This is a genomic window from Polaromonas sp. (assembly GCF_039932935.1).
Classification (GTDB): domain Bacteria; phylum Pseudomonadota; class Gammaproteobacteria; order Burkholderiales; family Burkholderiaceae_C; genus Polaromonas.
Genome location: NZ_JBDTPB010000022.1, coordinates 1 through 14,366 on the forward strand (window position 1 = coordinate 1; position 14,366 = coordinate 14,366).

Sequence of the window (14,366 nt, forward strand, 5' to 3'; positions counted from 1 at the left end):
AATGCCCGGGCCTGGTGTTCGGCCTGCTGCACGGCGGCAGCTGCAAGGGCATGGTGTTTCGCATCCCCCGGGCACAGGTCGCCGGCGCCCTGCCCGCCCTGTGGGCGCGCGAAATGCCCAACGGCGTGTACGACCCAAAGTGGCTGCGCTGCCAGACCTCCGAAGGCGACGTGCGGGCGTTGGCCTTCACGCTGTCAAAGCGCAGCCCCAGCCACACGGGGGTGCTCAGCGAAGACGTCTACCGGCAGATATTTTCGGACTCCTGCGGGCGCTACGGCACCACGCGCGAATACGCACAACTCACCTATGACAAGCTCAAGACCCTGGGAATCCACGACCATGCGCTGGGAAAACTGCTGGAATTCGCCAGATAAGCACTGTTCGCGGCTTTGCGCTTGTCAGTGCGAGCCATGCGCCCTACAGTGAGCCCCTGAATCAACTACCCGGAGACCTGCATCATGAAACGCCATCTGGTTCCCTTCGCCGCCGCCCTTGTGCTTACCGCTTGCGCTTCCACCACCAGCGGCCCGCGCGCGGTAGCCCAGTTGCAAAGCACCACCGGCAACACCGCCAGCGGCACTGTCAGTTTTGTAAAAAAGGGCGACAAGGTGCTGGTTTCAGGCGAGATACGCGGCCTCAAGCCCAATACCGAGCACGGCTTTCATGTGCATGAAAAAGGCGATTGCTCCAGCGGCGACGGCATGAGCGCAGGCGGGCACTTCAACCCCACCGCCCAGCAACATGGCAACCACTCGGACATGACCCACCATACCGGCGACCTGCCCAGTCTGAAGGCCGACGCCGGCGGTGTGGCGAGGTTCAGCTTTGAATCAAAAACCATTTCAGTCGGCAGCGGCGCGACCAATATCGTAGGCAAGGGCCTGATCGTCCACCGCGATCCCGACGACTACAAGACCCAACCTACCGGCAATGCCGGACCGCGGCTGGCTTGTGCGGTTGTCAGTTAGCCCCCACGTTTGCTCGCTTCGCGTAGCGCTCTGCCCCCCGAGGGGGCGCTGCGCCTGCGGCCCGGCAAAGCCGGTTCCGCGGCCCTGGCTTGAATGGGGCCCAACCGTTACGCACGGCCGCTCTGCTCCGTTGACTTGCCGCCATCAACGCGCTGCGAACAGAACTTCGGCCCGCAGCAAATCGTCCAGCGTGTCGATATCCGTGACGGCGCCTTCATCGGTCACATCTACATACGCTACAGAATTGATAGCTGCTTGCGCTCGAACCACGGGCGCTGCGCCCTGATTTCCCCTTAAACTCAGCAACGCATCGCGGCAGGCGGCCGAAAACCCGACCGGATGGCCGCGCTCGCCCTGGAACATCGGCACCACCACTGAATGCTGCGTCAGCGCATGGGCTACCGCCTGCAGCGTGGTGCTCCGTAGCAGCGGCAAATCGCCCGGCAAGATCAACCAGCCCGCCGCATCGGGCGTGGCCCGCACAGCGGCGGCGATTGAGTCGCCCATGCCGGGGTGGCCTGCGTTTTCAAGGTGCCACGGCAAGCCGCTGGCGACCACGGCGTCGAGCGTGTGCTGCAGCACAGGCTTGCCGGCCAGCAGTGCCTGCAGCTTGTGCGTTCCGCCGCCAGATGCCGCAAAGCGCTCCCCCCGGCCCGAGGCCAGCACCAGCACCGTGGGCTTGCCGCCGTCCATCAAGCCAGCTTGAAGGGCAGCTCGCGCGGCGCCGCCTTGCCTGTGAGTTTGGCGACCGCGTTGGCAAAAGCCGGGGCCAGCGGTGGCAGGCCGGGCTCGCCCAGGCCCGTGGGCGCATCGGCGCTGGGCACGATGAACACGGCCACCGTCGGCATGTCGGTGATGCGCGGCACCGGGAAGTCGCCGAAGTTGCTTTGCTCGACCACGCCGTCCTTGAGCGTGATGGCCGCGCCCGGCAGGCACATGGACAGCCCCATCAGCGCCGCGCCCTGCACCTGCGCTTCAATGCTGGTCGGGTTGATGGCCAGGTTGCAATGCACACCGGCGGTGATGCCGTGCAGCACCGGCGTGTTGTCCTTGACGGACGCTTCGACCACATAGGCCACCACGGTGTTGAAGGACTCATGCACCGCCACGCCCCATGCGCGCCCGGCGGCCAGCGTGCGTTTGCCGTAACCGGATTTATCGACCGCCAGCTGCAGCGCCGCGGCGTGGCGCGGGTGCTTGCTGCCGAACTGCTTCATGCGAAAAGCCACCGGGTCTTGCCCCGTGCTGCGCGCGATCTCGTCAATCAGCGTTTCCATCACGTAGGCGGTGTGGGTGGAACCCACGCTGCGCCACCAGAGCACCGGCACGTTCAGCTTGGGGTGATGCACAGACAGCCGCATCGGGATCTCATAAGGCTCTTTCATGCCTTCGACCATGGTGCCGTCTACGCCATCCTTGACCATGAAGCTCTCAAAAGGCGTGCCGCCTACGATGGACTGGCCGACAATGACATGGTCCCAGGCCAGGATGTTGCCCTGCGCATCAAAGCCGATCTCCGCGCGGTGCACATGCATGGGGCGGTAGTAGCCGCCCTTGATGTCGTCCTCGCGGCTCCACAGCGTGCGCACCGCGGCCGTGAGCCCGGCGCCGCGTGCGGTCTTTGCGACATTGCAGGCTTCAACGACATAGTCACTGGTCGCAATGGCACGGCGGCCAAAACCCCCGCCGGCCATCTGCACATTCATCTTGACGTTTTGCGGCGCCACGCCCAGCGCCTTGGACGCGGCCAGCGTGTCCAGTCCGGGCATTTGCGTACCCAGCCAGAGCTCGGCCTTCGCGTCAGCGCCCTGTCCGCTGAATTGCACGGTGCAGTTCAATGGCTCCATGGGCGCGTGAGCCAGGTAGGGAAACACAAACTCGGCGCTGATTTTTTTGGGCGCCGACGCCATCTTGCCGATGTCGTCGTTGTACTTGAGCGCGCCGGTTTTCTGCGCGAGCGCGCGGTAGCTGGTCAGTTGCTGTGCGCTGTCAACCTTTTCGACGCCGCTGGTGTCCCATTCGACCTTGAGCGCATCACGGCCCTGCTTGGCAGCCCAGTAGCCCTCGGCCACCACCGCCACGCCTTCGCCCCCGCGGTCCAGCGGCACACGCAGCACGGCCTTCACGCCGGGAATGGCGCGCGCCGCTGTGTCGTCCAGTGATTTGACTTTGCCGGCAAACACCGGTGGGTGCGCGACCACAGCCGTCAGCATGCCGGGCAGGCGCACGTCAATGCCGTAGCTTTGGCCACCCGTGGATTTGGCGCGTGCATCAAGCCGGCCCGTGGGCTTGCCGATGATGCGGAACTGCTTCGGGTCCTTGAGCGTGACAGTCTCCGGCACCGGCAGCTTCATGGCCGCTTCGGCCAGCTCGCCGTAGGTCAGGCGCTTGCCGCCGGGGCCTATGACCACGCCTTGCTGGGTGCGCAGGCTGCCGGCGTCCACGCCCCATTGCGCCGCTGCGGCCGACACCAGCATGGCGCGGGTGCGTGCGCCGAGTTCACGGTACTGCGTGTACGAGTTCTTGATGGAGCCCGAACCACCCGTGATGTGCATGCCGAAAGCCGGGTCAATATAAGCCGGGTCGGCATTGCCGTGCCGGCTTTTGACCAGTGCCCAGTCGGCGTCAAGCTCTTCGGCCAGGATCATGGGCAGGCCGGTCTGCACACCCTGACCAAAGTCGAGCCGGTTGATGGTGACGGTCACCGTGCCATCCCGGTCAATGCGCACAAAAGCGGAAGGCTGCTGCGTCGGCTTGAGGCTGGACGCGCCCGGTGCGCCGGCCGTCGCCATGGTTTGCGCCGGTGCCAGCATCGGAAAAGCCCCCAACGCAAAGCCGCCAGCAGTGGCGACCTTGAGAAAGCTGCGCCGCAGCAGTTCAGCGTCTGCTATGTTTTTAGTAGCTGCTTGCGCTCGTTGCATAAGGGCTTGAAGGCCTTTTGGCAGTTGAGCGGCGATGTCGAAAGTGTCTGTGGAGTTGGAATACATGGTGTTCTCCTTCAATCAAGCCAGGGCCAGGGCGGCGTCTTTGATGGCGGCGCGGATGCGCACATAGGTGCCGCAGCGGCAGATATTGCCGGCCATGGCGCCGTCGATGTCGGCATCGCTCGGTTTGGCATTGCCTTTGAGCAAGGCGGTGGCGCTCATCACCTGGCCGCTCTGGCAATAGCCGCATTGGGCCACGTCGTGCTTGACCCAGGCCTCCTGCACAGCCTTGCCGACACGGTCGCTGGCCACGGCTTCGATGGTGGTGATCTTCTGGCCGGCGGCGGCCGAGATTGGCGTGACGCACGAGCGAATGGCCGCGCCATTGAGATGCACGGTGCAGGCGCCGCACAGCGCGGCGCCGCAGCCGAACTTGGTGCCTGTCATGCCCAGCGTGTCACGCAGAGCCCAGAGGATGGGGGTGGATTCGGCGGCGTTGACGGATACGTCCTTGCCATTGATGTTGAGGGTGGGCATCGTGGGGCTCCTTGCGGTTTTTGTTAGGGGGATAAAGAGGGAGAGGGTCAACGGGAATTGCAGAACGACTGAAAAGCCACTTGTCGAATTTATATTCGCTTAAATGCGGGTTTTATCAATTAAAACTTGGCCTACAAAGAGCAGGGGTATTTGCCCAGCCGGGCAGTCAAGCCTTGATGGCGTCCCAGCACAGGCTGAAGGCGGCCTGGTGCACCGCCTCATCGTCGGGCAGCGTCCCGGTGCGTATCAGGTTGGCGGTTTCCCGCACCGAACCCACCACGCTGGCGGTGAGTAGAGGCAGTGGAACGGGCTTGAAAATTTCCTGCTGCTGGCCCTCTTCCATCAGGGCAAGAAAGCTGGCCGCCAGCCTGGCCGACAGCTCCCGGTTGCCCTGCGTGAACCAGGGAGAGTTGTAGTACTGCTCCTGGAACAGCACCTCGGCGTGGCGCTCCAGCCGGTGACGCAGCAGGTTGCCCCAGATGCGCCGCACCCGGCTGCGCAGCGGAGAGCCGGGAACCACGCCTTCCATCAGGCGCTGCATGGTCGCGGCCTTGGCCTCTTCATAGAGCTGGCTGATCAGCTCGTCTTTGGACGGGTAGTAGACGTAAAGCGTGCTCGTGGCAATGCCGGCGGTACGGGCGATATCGGCCATAGTCAGCCCGCTCAGGCCGGTCTGGGCCACCAGATTGAAGGTGGCCTCGGCAATGGCGCGCTGCTTTTCGTCGTCTTTGGGCTTCATGCGAAGGTGGGAATATAAGCGAATATTAATTCGCCATCAAGCCCATCTCGATTCCGCGCCTTGGTCTATGCGCAATTTCACCCTCTTTCACGCTGCCTGCGTGGAGCAAGGGCTGCCGGCAGGCAAGGAAATGGTCCGAGCGGGCACAATCAAGGGCATGAGCCAGCCCACCCTCTCCATCGCCGACCTGCGCAAAAGCTACGAACGCGCCGAACTCAACGAAGACGCTTCGCAGGCAGACCCGCTCAAACAATTCGACCAGTGGCTAACAGAAGCCATCGCTGCCGAGGTGCCCGAGCCTAATGCGATGACGCTGGCCACCGTGGCCAGCAACCTGCGCCCCTCCACCCGCATCGTGCTGATCAAGGGCTATGACGAGCGCGGCATCACCTGGTTTACCAACTACGACAGCCGCAAGGGGCACGAGCTGGCAGGCAACCCGTATGCGGCGCTGCAGTTTCACTGGGTCGAACTGGAGCGCGTGGTGCGCATCGAGGGTGTGGTCGAAAAAGTCTCTGCGGAAGAAAGCGACGCTTACTTCAACAGCCGCCCCCTGGACTCTCGCATAGGCGCCTGGGCCAGCCCGCAAAGCGAAGTGATTACCGGGCGCGGCGTGCTGGTGGCCAATGCGGCCAAATACGGTGCAAAGTTTCTCTTGCAGCCACCGCGCCCGCCACACTGGGGCGGTTATCGCTTGAAGCCCGACAACTGGCAGTTCTGGCAAGGCCGCAAAAGCCGGCTGCATGACCGTCTGCGGTATACGCTGCAGAGTGATGCGGTCTGGCTGCGCGAGCGGCTTGCACCATAGTATTGCAAAGCCTCAGGGAGGCCCGGTGCGATTCTGGTGCTCTCAGTGGCCCATCAGGTTCGTTTAACGTTCAAGTATGAGCGTGACTTAAGGGCGTCCGCTTGATGAAGAGCTGCACAGGTGCATTTCGGCAGTCAGGTGGAGTACTTTTTAGGTTTCCGTTCACCTACTATTCCAGCCATCCGGAAACCAAAGCTTTGACGGCTTGCATATTCTCTTGCCGTACACCGCATCCGACGAGGTGAACCCAACAGGTCTGAGATCGCCGTAGACCAGGTAGCTCTCATCTCCTATCGACAGAACGGGATGACCCAAAGTTTCGCTGCTGCCGTCTATAGCCTGATCGAGACGGCCAAGCTCAATGCGGTCAATCCGCAGGCTTACCTCACCGAGGTGATCAGGCGCATTGCACACCATCGGGTCAACCGGGTCGATGAGTTGCCGCCGTGGAATCTTGCGCTGGAGATGGATGCGGCAGGCGCACTTGAGCAGAAGGCGGCATGAACATGACCGGAAAACCAGGAAGCGGTCAAAACCATCACCCGGGCAGATCAGTATTGAAGCGTTGATTGAAGAGGGTGGGAAATTGTGATCGGGCCGGTATATCCATTTGAATGCGTGGCCACCGCAACCGACAAGCACAATTGTCTGGCTATGCTGGTGCGCCAGTCCTGCGAGACTCTGAACGACCTGCTGCAGCGCCTCGATGCCGCCATCGAGGCCGCCTATGAGTACGACCATTTCATTGACGAAGTAAACAGGACCCAGTAACCGCTATGCGTTCAGCATCTGCGTCAAGAGGGCAATGGTCGGACGCTTTTATCGCCTCCTCAATATGGACGAGCGCAGTCCAAACAGCCCATTCCATTGTGTTTGACCATCGCTACCAATAACCCGGCCGGGCTGCATCCTTTGGTGTCACGCCGGCTGCGGGCGCCGGGCCTGCCCCCGAGAAGATGGGCTGTTCCGGCCCCGCCACTCAAATCAAATCAAATCGGGGTCGTAGGCCGCATTCGGGCAGCGTAATCCCTGCATTGTTGAAAGCTGTTCCCTGGCCAAGCCTCAACGTCTGGGTTGCCGGAAAATTGGCGTGTGAGTTTTAAAAATAGGTCTACATCGCCGGCTTTACAAGCAAATCTAGCGTACGCATTCTTATTCCAATCGTCGGGGTATTGCTTGATCATGTCTTCGAAGCCTGATTTCATGAGCGGCCAACCGCCGGTAGACAGGATGTGATACCAAACTCCGCTGTATCGATCCGAAACAGACCAGAAGATACGCGCATAGAGAGCGTTTCCCTCCACCGCGCTTGTCCGTCTAACCGCATCGGATGCAAGCGCGCTGAGTTGCGCTATATTGCCGCTCCACATTGGCGATACAGTTTCTGCAACGGCTTTATAAGTATCGTGATAACCAGGCTCGACCTTTAGAGCTTCCTCATACAGTAGTCCATATTCGCGATCATTCATTTTGCGATGCTTGGCCAAGCTCAACATCATGACGTACCATTCTGGATCAACGCTGCTAACGCGCTTATGCTTCTTCAAGATGTTTTCGGACATCGAAACGTAGTGCAAAAATTTATTAAACCCCTCTTCCGTCACTGTGTTGTCAACGCCATTGTTGCGATAAGACCACCCGTGTCGAAGTTGAGCCCACGCAAGAAAAATTGGTGCAGTTGCTGAATTTGGAGTGGTCGCAACCCAGCGCGATATCTTTTCTTCAATACGCTGCCACTGCTCATCTGAATTTTGCTTACCTCCCTCATACATCGCATTTCTGAAATTGCTGTAGAAAATCGCGAGATTCCAGCTTCCAGAAGAGGATCGGCTCTTGGTAGTGCGGAACTGAATTGCCATCTTGTCCAGCGTAGCAAAATCATCATTTTGGAATGAAGTCGTCACGATCTGCGTTATTTCGGTCGGCGTATATGTGGTGACTTGGGCGCCGGCGGAGCTAGCCATCCAGCCTAATAGAGCGATAGAAAAGATTTTCACTAGGTTACTCACAGATCCTCCGATGTGCCTGGGTTGTGAAACGCTCAAAGCGGGTTGTTTGGTCGAAGTGCCGCAGCGTACTCTTTGCATTTTTGAAAGTAGTCCCCAGGCCACGCACTTTTGCTTTTAATAGGCTCGCCGTTGAATTGGCGGGCTAATGAAATAAACAAGTCCACTTCGCCCATCTGGCACGCCATTCTTGCGTATACATTTCTGTTCCAGTCATCGGGGTATTTCTTGAGCACGTCCTCAAAGCCCGATTTCATCTGAACCCAAATTGAACTGCGATACGGTTCCGCGAAGAGCGCTTTGAATCCTATGTCTTGTACTGCCGACCAGTAGACATGTGCATACAGTGCTTGACCTTCTGCTGCTGCCGTCCGCTTCACGGCTATAGCAGCGAATTGCTGAATTTCCTGTATATCTCCGCCCCATCTAGGAGTGAACCGCTCTAACGCCCTGAGGTGTGTGTCGTAATAAAGAGGTTCTTTCGATATGGCTTCTTCGTACAAGGCCATGTATTGATCTCTTTTCCAACTCTCGGCGAGCGCCACGTGCAGCATCACGACATACCACTGTGGGTCATCACTGCTGATTCTCTTGTTAGCCTCAAGCGTATTGCGGGCAATCGCCATGTGCTTTGCCAAGTCTTCCCAGCCTTTAGGCGTTACGGTGTTTGCATAGCCATTACCGCGCAGAGCCCATGCATGCCACGTCTGCGCGGTACCCAGAGCAATTGGCGCAGTGGATGATTGAGGGGAAATCGCCACCCAGCGATTTATCTTGCCCTCAGCTTTACTCCATTGCTCTGAGGAATTGTCTTCGCGCCCCTCAAGCATGGCGCGATACAAGGCATCATAAAAATCTGACAGATTCCAGCGTCCGTAAGAGGTTCGACTCTTTTCTGTGCGTAGTTTGGTGGCTAACTTGTCAAGCGTCGAAAAGTCATTTTGGTTGTAGGCCGCCAGAACGATCTTCCCGACTTCACCGGGGGCATAAACACTTTGTGCATTGACGTGTCTGTTCACGAACATTGCCAAAAGAATCAAACCAAGAATTCGAATCCACTCCCTCATAAATTCCTCCCCAATTTTGTTGAGGAGAAGTTTAAGCCCATCGGTTTCGCATCCGAAATGAAAAACAGCCTCGGTGCGCTATTTCTACTGCGATGCCGCCAGGTTTGCCGTCGCAGTCTTCTGCAGCGCTATCGTGATCTGCGGACTTCACACGTCAGCGCGCTAACTTTCTCCTTCCATTACAGCGACGCGGCGCAATCCGTGAGAGCTTTCCATTTATATCCAACCTCTTCCAGCTCCAGACTGGTCACTGTCTTCGCGGCATCCCGTTCTGACCGTGACCAATCAAATTTATTCGCGAGAAAAACCAATCTCGCCCCTGTTGTCCGCACTCCGTAGTGCTGACCATTATGCGGCCTTCTTTTCTTGCTGCTGTGCCGCGATCCAGCGTTGCTCAAACGTCATTGGCCTGACGTAGCCCAGCGTCGAGTGCAATCTCGTATGGGTGTAGAAATTGAGCCAGGTTAGGGTAGGCGGCATTGCAGAGCGCGAGGCACTGGTTCCAAGACAGCAGAAGTGGTGCCGCTCAGCGCTGAAGTAGACGCGGAGCCTTGCCGCGGTGCAAGAACAGGACGACGATTAAGCCGATTGAACGCGCAGGCAATTCAATCTGCGAGACGGCCCAACCGCTCAATGCGCTGCTGCGCCACCGCCGCCAGCTGCGCTGCGCTGACCAGCTCGGGCGCAATCTCTGCCAACGGTACCAGCACAAACGCCCGCTGTGCCATGCGCGGATGCGGCAGCGTGAGGCGCTCTGATTCGATGCGGGCGCTGCCATAGAGCAGCAAGTCCAGGTCCAGCGTGCGGGGCGCGTTGCGGTAAGGCCTTTCGCGGCCGGCTTGCTGCTCGATGTGTTGCAGGTGATCGAGCAGGGCGGGCGCCGTGAGACCGGTTTCGAGTTTGACAACGGCGTTGAGGTAGTCGTCGCCGGGCGCAGCTGAAGCCTCGCTCGCATCGGTATCGAGTGGCGCTGTTTTGTAGAGGCTGGAGGATTGGCGGACTTGCGTGAGCGGCAGCTGGCTCATCGCCTCAACGGCCTGCCGCAAGGCCGCCGCGGCATCACCCAGATTGGCGCCCAAGGCAACATAGGCGCGAACCATTGGGCCCTCAGGTGTTGGGAGCGCTATCCGATGAGGGCGAAGAAGCAGCTTCGCCGCCCCCGCCTTCAGTCCCACTTGCCCCACCGCGGTTGGCCGGCTTGCGGCGACGGCGGCGTTTTTTGGCTGGTGCTGAGTCGCCCTGCTCGCCGGACACATCAGCTGTATCAGTCGTCGTGCGTTCGGCATGCGCTGAACCGGCCTCTGCATCGGCGCGCTTGACACGGACCCGTGGTGCTTGCGGTTTGTTCTGCTGGGCCTGGCGCGCCTCTTCAATCATGGCGTGGCGCTCGTCGTCATACGCGGTGCTGAATTTCTCCCACCACTCGGCCAGTTCCATGTCGATCTCGCCGGTCTGCGCGCGCAGGCGCAGGAAGTCGAAGCCGGCACGAAAGCGTGGCTGGTCGAGCAGCGAATACGGCGCGCTGCCGACGCGCTTTTCAAAGCGGGGTTGCATGGTCCAGATCTCGCGCATGTCGGTGCCCAGCTTGCCGCGGCCCGACACGTCGCCGATCTTGGCGTTGAAGGCATCGTCAATCGCATCTTGCAGCGCCGGCATGAGGTGCTCGCCGCGCTTTTTGCGCTGCTCCCAGCCCTCACGCACGTCAGACCACAGAACGCAAGACAGCAAAAAGCTGGGGGCCACCGGTTTGCCTTCGCCGACGCGTCGGTCGGTGTCTTGCAAAGCGAGCTTCAGGAAGGGGTCGTCGGCGTTTTCAACCACCACGTCGAGCAGCGGATAAATACCGGTGCCCAAGCCCAGGAACTTGAGCTGCTTGATGCTGGCCAGCGCATGACCGGTCTGCAGCAGCTTGAGCATTTCGTCAAAAAGGCGAGACTGCGGCACGTCGGCCAGCAGGCCCTTCATCTCGCGCAGCGGCGCCACGGTCTTGTCTTCAAACTTGAATCCCAGGGCGTTGAGCTTGGCGGAAAAACGCACGGCGCGGATGATGCGCACCGGGTCTTCGCGGTAACGCAGCGCCGGGTTGCCGATCATGCGGATGATCTTTTTCTTGGCGTCCTTGATGCCGTTGTGATAGTCGACCACCACCTGGGTTTCGGGGTCGTAGTACATCGCGTTGATGGTGAAGTCGCGGCGCGCGGCGTCCTGCTCGATAGGGCCCCAGACGTTGTCGCGCAGCACCCGGCCTGATGCGTCGACCGCATGCTTCATGCCGGCCAGTTCGCTCTTGCTGGTGCGCTCGTTGCCGCCGACCTGCTCGGCCAGGCTGCTGTCGAGATGCGCGCGGAAGGTCGACACCTCGATCACTTCATGCTCGCGCCCGCGGCCATAGATGACGTGGACGATGCGAAAGCGCCGGCCGATGATGAAGGCGCGGCGAAACAGCGACTTGACCTGCTCGGGCGTGGCGTCGGTGGCGACGTCGAAGTCTTTGGGACGCAGGCCGACCAGCAAGTCGCGCACCGCACCGCCCACGATGTAGGCTTCGTAGCCGGCATCCTTCAGGGTGCGCACCACGTCCATGGCGCGGTCGTCCACCAGATTGACGTCGATGCCGTGCTCCTTGAAGCCGACATCCTGGCGCTGACCGAAAGGTGATTTTTTGACCCGCTTGGCGCCGGGGTCCGTGCTGTCCGATTTGCCAAACAGCTTGTCGATAAATTTTTTGATCATGGAAAACTAGATAAACAGGTCAAGTATGCGCCATCCGCGCTCTGCCGCCAGGGCCCGCAGGCGCTCGTCCGGGTTGGTTGCAACGGGGTGGGTTGCCTTTTCCAGCAAGGCAATATCGTTCATGGAGTCGGTGTAGAACGTGGTTTCCACGTCGTCCCAGCCCAGTTTTCTGGCGGCCAGCCATTGTTCCATGCGGGTGACCTTGCCGTATCGGGCCGAGGGAGTGCCACGAATCTCCCCGGTCACCCAGCCCTGGGCGTCGCGCTCCAGCTCGACCGCGATCAGCTCTTTCACGCCAAAAGCGTCGGCGATGGGCCGCGTCACGAACTCGTTGGTGGCGGTAACGATAACCAGTTCATCGCCCGCGGCCCGGTGGCCGTCGACCAGCGCCAGCGCCTGTTTTGTGATGGCTTTTTGCACCACATCCCGCATGAAACGAGCGTGACCAGCTCCTGAATTGATAGCGCCTTGCTCGCGAATGGCCTGAGTGGCAAAGCGCACATATTCGTGGATGTCGAGCGTGCCGGCGCGGTAATGCTCAAAAAACTCGGCGTTGCGGCGCTTGAACTCGGTGCTGTCACACCAGCCCAGCGCGATGGTGAATTCGCCCCATTCGTAATCAGAGTCAATCGGAATCAGCGTGTGATCCAAATCAAACAAGGCAATCTTGCGGGAAACAGTCATTTCACAGTCACTTATTCGCTCTTCAGCATCGACTTGATCAGGGGGATGGTGATAGCCCGTTTGGTTTGCAAGGCATACGCATCAAGCTGGTCCAGCAGCTGCATCAGGCTGCCCAGATCGCGCGAGAAACGGGTCAACATGAAGTCCATGGCCTCATCGCTCAAAAACACGCCGCGGGCATCAGCCTCGCGCCGCAGCACAGCACGTCGCTCGGTTTCGGTCAGGGCCTGCAGGGCAAACACATGGCCCCACCCCAGCCGGGTGCGCAGGTCTTCGCGCAGCGCCAGGTCGGCGGGCGGCACCTGGCCGGCGGCCAGCACCCAGCGCGGCCGGCCGTCGGGGGCGCTCAGCGCGTTGACAAACCAGTTGAAGGCCGCCTGCTGCTGCACCGCGGTGTAGAGATGGCAATCGTCCAGAATCACCGCGGCCCAGGACTCGTTGAACTCGGGCGGCTCCAGCATGGAGGCGTCCATCCACCCGCTGGCAGCGCCCTGCTCGCGAAGCGTTTCGCGCACGGCCTTGAGCAGATGGGTTTTGCCGCTGGCGGCATCACCCCACAAATAGGTAGGCACCGGCGAGCGCAGCGTGTTGCCGGCCCACAGCTCCAGGTGCTTGAGCGCGGCTTCATTCGGCCCGCCAAAAAAATTGGCGAACGACGGCGCTGAAGCCAGCCCGATGTCCAGCGCAATCTGTTTCATGCCCACGATCTTTTCATGCCGACCTTATTCGACCTCATCCGCCCTTACCCGGCCTTGTACAGCCGGCTGGCCATGTAACTGGCCTTGAGCCGGCGTATACCCACCAGCAGCACAGCGCTGGCCGGCAGCGCCACCAACACGCCAACAAAGCCGAACAGCTGGCCGAAGGCCAGCAAGGCGAAAATCACCGCCAGCGGATGCAGGCCGATACGCTCGCCGACCAGGCGCGGCGTAAGGTACAGGCTTTCCACCACTTGCCCGATGCCGTAGACCACGGCCACCATGACCAGCGCCTTGAGCGAGGCAAACTCCAGCAGTCCGGCCAGCACCGCCAGCATCAGCCCCAGGCCAAAGCCGAGGTAGGGAATGAACATTGCGAGGCCCGTGAAGACCCCGATGGGCAAAGCCAGGTCCAGGCCGAACAGCGCCAGGCCCACGGCATAAAACACCGCCATGATCAGCATGACCAGCAATTGGCCCCGCAGGTACTGGCCCAGCACCGAATCGGCCTCTTCGGTAAAACTGTCAAAACCGCCGCGCAAATGCGGCGGCACCAGTTCCAGCACGCGGGCGACAAACTTGTCCCAGTCCATCAGCAGGTAAAACAGCGCCACCGGAACCAGCACGGCATTGCCGATGACGGCCAGCGCCACGCTGCCACCCAGCTTGAGCGAAGACATGAGTGAGCCAAACAGGTCTTCAAAATTGGCATTGAGGTACTTCAGCACAAAGGCCTTGATGCTGCCCACGTCCAGCGCGACGTGGATGCCGAACTGGGCCAGCCACGGCGCAAGGCTGGTGTTCAGCTTGTCGGCCAGCAGCGGCACCTGTTCGCGCAGCACAGGCAACTCCTTGGCCATGATGGGCACGATCAGCAAAAAGAGGCTCAGCAGCACCACGATGAAGAGGAACTCCACCGCCACCACAGCCACCACCCGCGGCAACCGGCCCTTGCCCATGTCGTCAAGCCGGTTGACCAGCGGCGTCAACGCATAGGCCAGCACGGCGGCGATGACAAAAGGCGCCAGGACCGGCCCCAGCAGCCACAGCGCCAGGATAACCAGCGCCGCGATCAGGCACCAGGTGCCGGCGCGTTTTTGGGTGGCGGTGAATTGCATGAAGGCCTTGGGTTGAGCTTGGCGAAAAAAGCCATGGGGAAACCATGAGAAGCAGCCCCGCAAGGGCCCAAAAGGCGCCTGACG

Annotated in this window: 15 protein-coding genes and 1 pseudogene; 5 read left to right on the forward strand and 11 right to left on the reverse strand. The window is 60.6% G+C overall.

The annotated features are described in order from the left end of the window. A partial coding sequence (locus tag ABI546_RS03235) for a gamma-glutamylcyclotransferase (RefSeq protein WP_348044052.1) occupies nucleotides 1-374 on the forward strand: 374 nt, incomplete at its 5' end. 84 nt (nucleotides 375-458) lie between these two features. After that, complete coding sequence (locus ABI546_RS03240; protein ID WP_348044054.1) at nucleotides 459-968, forward strand: superoxide dismutase family protein; 510 nt, start codon at nucleotides 459-461, stop codon at nucleotides 966-968. A gap of 144 nt (nucleotides 969-1,112) precedes the next feature. Here ABI546_RS03240 and ABI546_RS03245 read toward each other — a convergent pair whose 3' ends face one another. The 4 genes from ABI546_RS03245 to ABI546_RS03260 form a co-directional block, all read right to left on the reverse strand. After that, complete coding sequence (locus ABI546_RS03245) at nucleotides 1,113-1,661, reverse strand: nucleotidyltransferase family protein (protein ID WP_348044056.1); 549 nt, start codon at nucleotides 1,659-1,661, stop codon at nucleotides 1,113-1,115. Further along, nucleotides 1,661-3,955 (reverse strand): xanthine dehydrogenase family protein molybdopterin-binding subunit, encoded by a 2,295-nt coding sequence (locus tag ABI546_RS03250; protein ID WP_348044058.1) that lies wholly within the window; start codon nucleotides 3,953-3,955, stop codon nucleotides 1,661-1,663. The genes ABI546_RS03245 and ABI546_RS03250 overlap by 1 nt, the downstream gene beginning before the upstream one ends. A 15-nt stretch (nucleotides 3,956-3,970) precedes the next feature. Then, a complete protein-coding gene (locus ABI546_RS03255) occupies nucleotides 3,971-4,429 on the reverse strand; it encodes a (2Fe-2S)-binding protein (protein ID WP_348044060.1) in 459 nt (152 codons plus the stop codon). Between the two features lie 166 nt (nucleotides 4,430-4,595). Next, nucleotides 4,596-5,168, reverse strand: a complete 573-nt coding sequence (locus ABI546_RS03260) for a TetR/AcrR family transcriptional regulator (RefSeq protein ID WP_348044062.1) — start codon at nucleotides 5,166-5,168, stop codon at nucleotides 4,596-4,598. Nucleotides 5,169-5,325: 157 nt separating this feature from the next. Between ABI546_RS03260 and pdxH the strand changes: the two genes are divergently transcribed. The 3 genes and pseudogenes from pdxH to ABI546_RS03275 all read left to right on the forward strand — a co-directional run bounded on the left by pdxH (nucleotide 5,326) and on the right by ABI546_RS03275 (nucleotide 6,747). Beyond that, a complete protein-coding gene (gene pdxH / locus ABI546_RS03265) occupies nucleotides 5,326-5,976 on the forward strand; it encodes a pyridoxamine 5'-phosphate oxidase (protein WP_348044064.1) in 651 nt (216 codons plus the stop codon). A 321-nt stretch (nucleotides 5,977-6,297) separates the two neighbouring features. Further along, nucleotides 6,298-6,480, forward strand: a pseudogene (locus tag ABI546_RS03270) (transposase domain-containing protein); the annotation flags it as partial. A gap of 84 nt (nucleotides 6,481-6,564) precedes the next feature. Beyond that, entirely contained in the window at nucleotides 6,565-6,747 is a 183-nt protein-coding gene (locus ABI546_RS03275; protein ID WP_348044066.1) for a hypothetical protein, read from the forward strand. A gap of 218 nt (nucleotides 6,748-6,965) precedes the next feature. Here ABI546_RS03275 and ABI546_RS03280 read toward each other — a convergent pair whose 3' ends face one another. The 7 genes from ABI546_RS03280 to ABI546_RS03310 all read right to left on the reverse strand — a co-directional run bounded on the left by ABI546_RS03280 (nucleotide 6,966) and on the right by ABI546_RS03310 (nucleotide 14,282). Further along, complete coding sequence (locus tag ABI546_RS03280; protein WP_348044068.1) at nucleotides 6,966-7,973, reverse strand: hypothetical protein; 1,008 nt, start codon at nucleotides 7,971-7,973, stop codon at nucleotides 6,966-6,968. Nucleotides 7,974-8,017: 44 nt separating this feature from the next. Next, nucleotides 8,018-9,049 carry a hypothetical protein gene (locus tag ABI546_RS03285; protein WP_348044070.1) on the reverse strand — a complete coding sequence of 344 codons (1,032 nt, stop codon included), beginning with the start codon at nucleotides 9,047-9,049 and terminating at the stop codon, nucleotides 8,018-8,020. Between the two features lie 605 nt (nucleotides 9,050-9,654). Next, entirely contained in the window at nucleotides 9,655-10,149 is a 495-nt protein-coding gene (gene folK / locus ABI546_RS03290) for a 2-amino-4-hydroxy-6-hydroxymethyldihydropteridine diphosphokinase (RefSeq protein ID WP_348044072.1), read from the reverse strand. Nucleotides 10,150-10,156: 7 nt separating this feature from the next. Then, on the reverse strand, nucleotides 10,157-11,782 hold the full coding sequence (gene pcnB, locus ABI546_RS03295; protein WP_348044074.1) for a polynucleotide adenylyltransferase PcnB: 1,626 nt from the start codon (nucleotides 11,780-11,782) through the stop codon (nucleotides 10,157-10,159). 6 nt (nucleotides 11,783-11,788) lie between these two features. Then, nucleotides 11,789-12,466, reverse strand: coding sequence for an HAD-IB family hydrolase (locus ABI546_RS03300; RefSeq protein WP_348044076.1), 678 nt, complete (start codon nucleotides 12,464-12,466; stop codon nucleotides 11,789-11,791). An 11-nt stretch (nucleotides 12,467-12,477) separates the two neighbouring features. Next, nucleotides 12,478-13,164, reverse strand: a complete 687-nt coding sequence (gene hda, locus ABI546_RS03305) for a DnaA regulatory inactivator Hda (protein WP_348044078.1) — start codon at nucleotides 13,162-13,164, stop codon at nucleotides 12,478-12,480. Nucleotides 13,165-13,208: 44 nt separating this feature from the next. Beyond that, a complete protein-coding gene (locus ABI546_RS03310; RefSeq protein ID WP_348044080.1) occupies nucleotides 13,209-14,282 on the reverse strand; it encodes an AI-2E family transporter in 1,074 nt (357 codons plus the stop codon). Between the last annotated feature and the right edge of the window lie 84 nt (nucleotides 14,283-14,366).

What these genes read in the sequence shown, in the direction of transcription:
- ABI546_RS03240 (WP_348044054.1), top strand. Translation starts at nt 459, where the DNA reads ATGAAACGCCATCTGGTTCCCTTCGCCGCCGCCCTTGTGCTTACCGCT.
- ABI546_RS03245 (WP_348044056.1), bottom strand. Translation starts at nt 1,661, where the DNA reads ATGGACGGCGGCAAGCCCACGGTGCTGGTGCTGGCCTCGGGCCGGGGG.
- ABI546_RS03250 (WP_348044058.1), bottom strand. Translation starts at nt 3,955, where the DNA reads ATGTATTCCAACTCCACAGACACTTTCGACATCGCCGCTCAACTGCCA.
- ABI546_RS03255 (WP_348044060.1), bottom strand. Translation starts at nt 4,429, where the DNA reads ATGCCCACCCTCAACATCAATGGCAAGGACGTATCCGTCAACGCCGCC.
- ABI546_RS03260 (WP_348044062.1), bottom strand. Translation starts at nt 5,168, where the DNA reads ATGAAGCCCAAAGACGACGAAAAGCAGCGCGCCATTGCCGAGGCCACC.
- pdxH (WP_348044064.1), top strand. Translation starts at nt 5,326, where the DNA reads ATGAGCCAGCCCACCCTCTCCATCGCCGACCTGCGCAAAAGCTACGAA.
- ABI546_RS03285 (WP_348044070.1), bottom strand. Translation starts at nt 9,049, where the DNA reads ATGAGGGAGTGGATTCGAATTCTTGGTTTGATTCTTTTGGCAATGTTC.
- folK (WP_348044072.1), bottom strand. Translation starts at nt 10,149, where the DNA reads ATGGTTCGCGCCTATGTTGCCTTGGGCGCCAATCTGGGTGATGCCGCG.
- pcnB (WP_348044074.1), bottom strand. Translation starts at nt 11,782, where the DNA reads ATGATCAAAAAATTTATCGACAAGCTGTTTGGCAAATCGGACAGCACG.
- ABI546_RS03300 (WP_348044076.1), bottom strand. Translation starts at nt 12,466, where the DNA reads ATGACTGTTTCCCGCAAGATTGCCTTGTTTGATTTGGATCACACGCTG.
- hda (WP_348044078.1), bottom strand. Translation starts at nt 13,164, where the DNA reads ATGAAACAGATTGCGCTGGACATCGGGCTGGCTTCAGCGCCGTCGTTC.
- ABI546_RS03310 (WP_348044080.1), bottom strand. Translation starts at nt 14,282, where the DNA reads ATGCAATTCACCGCCACCCAAAAACGCGCCGGCACCTGGTGCCTGATC.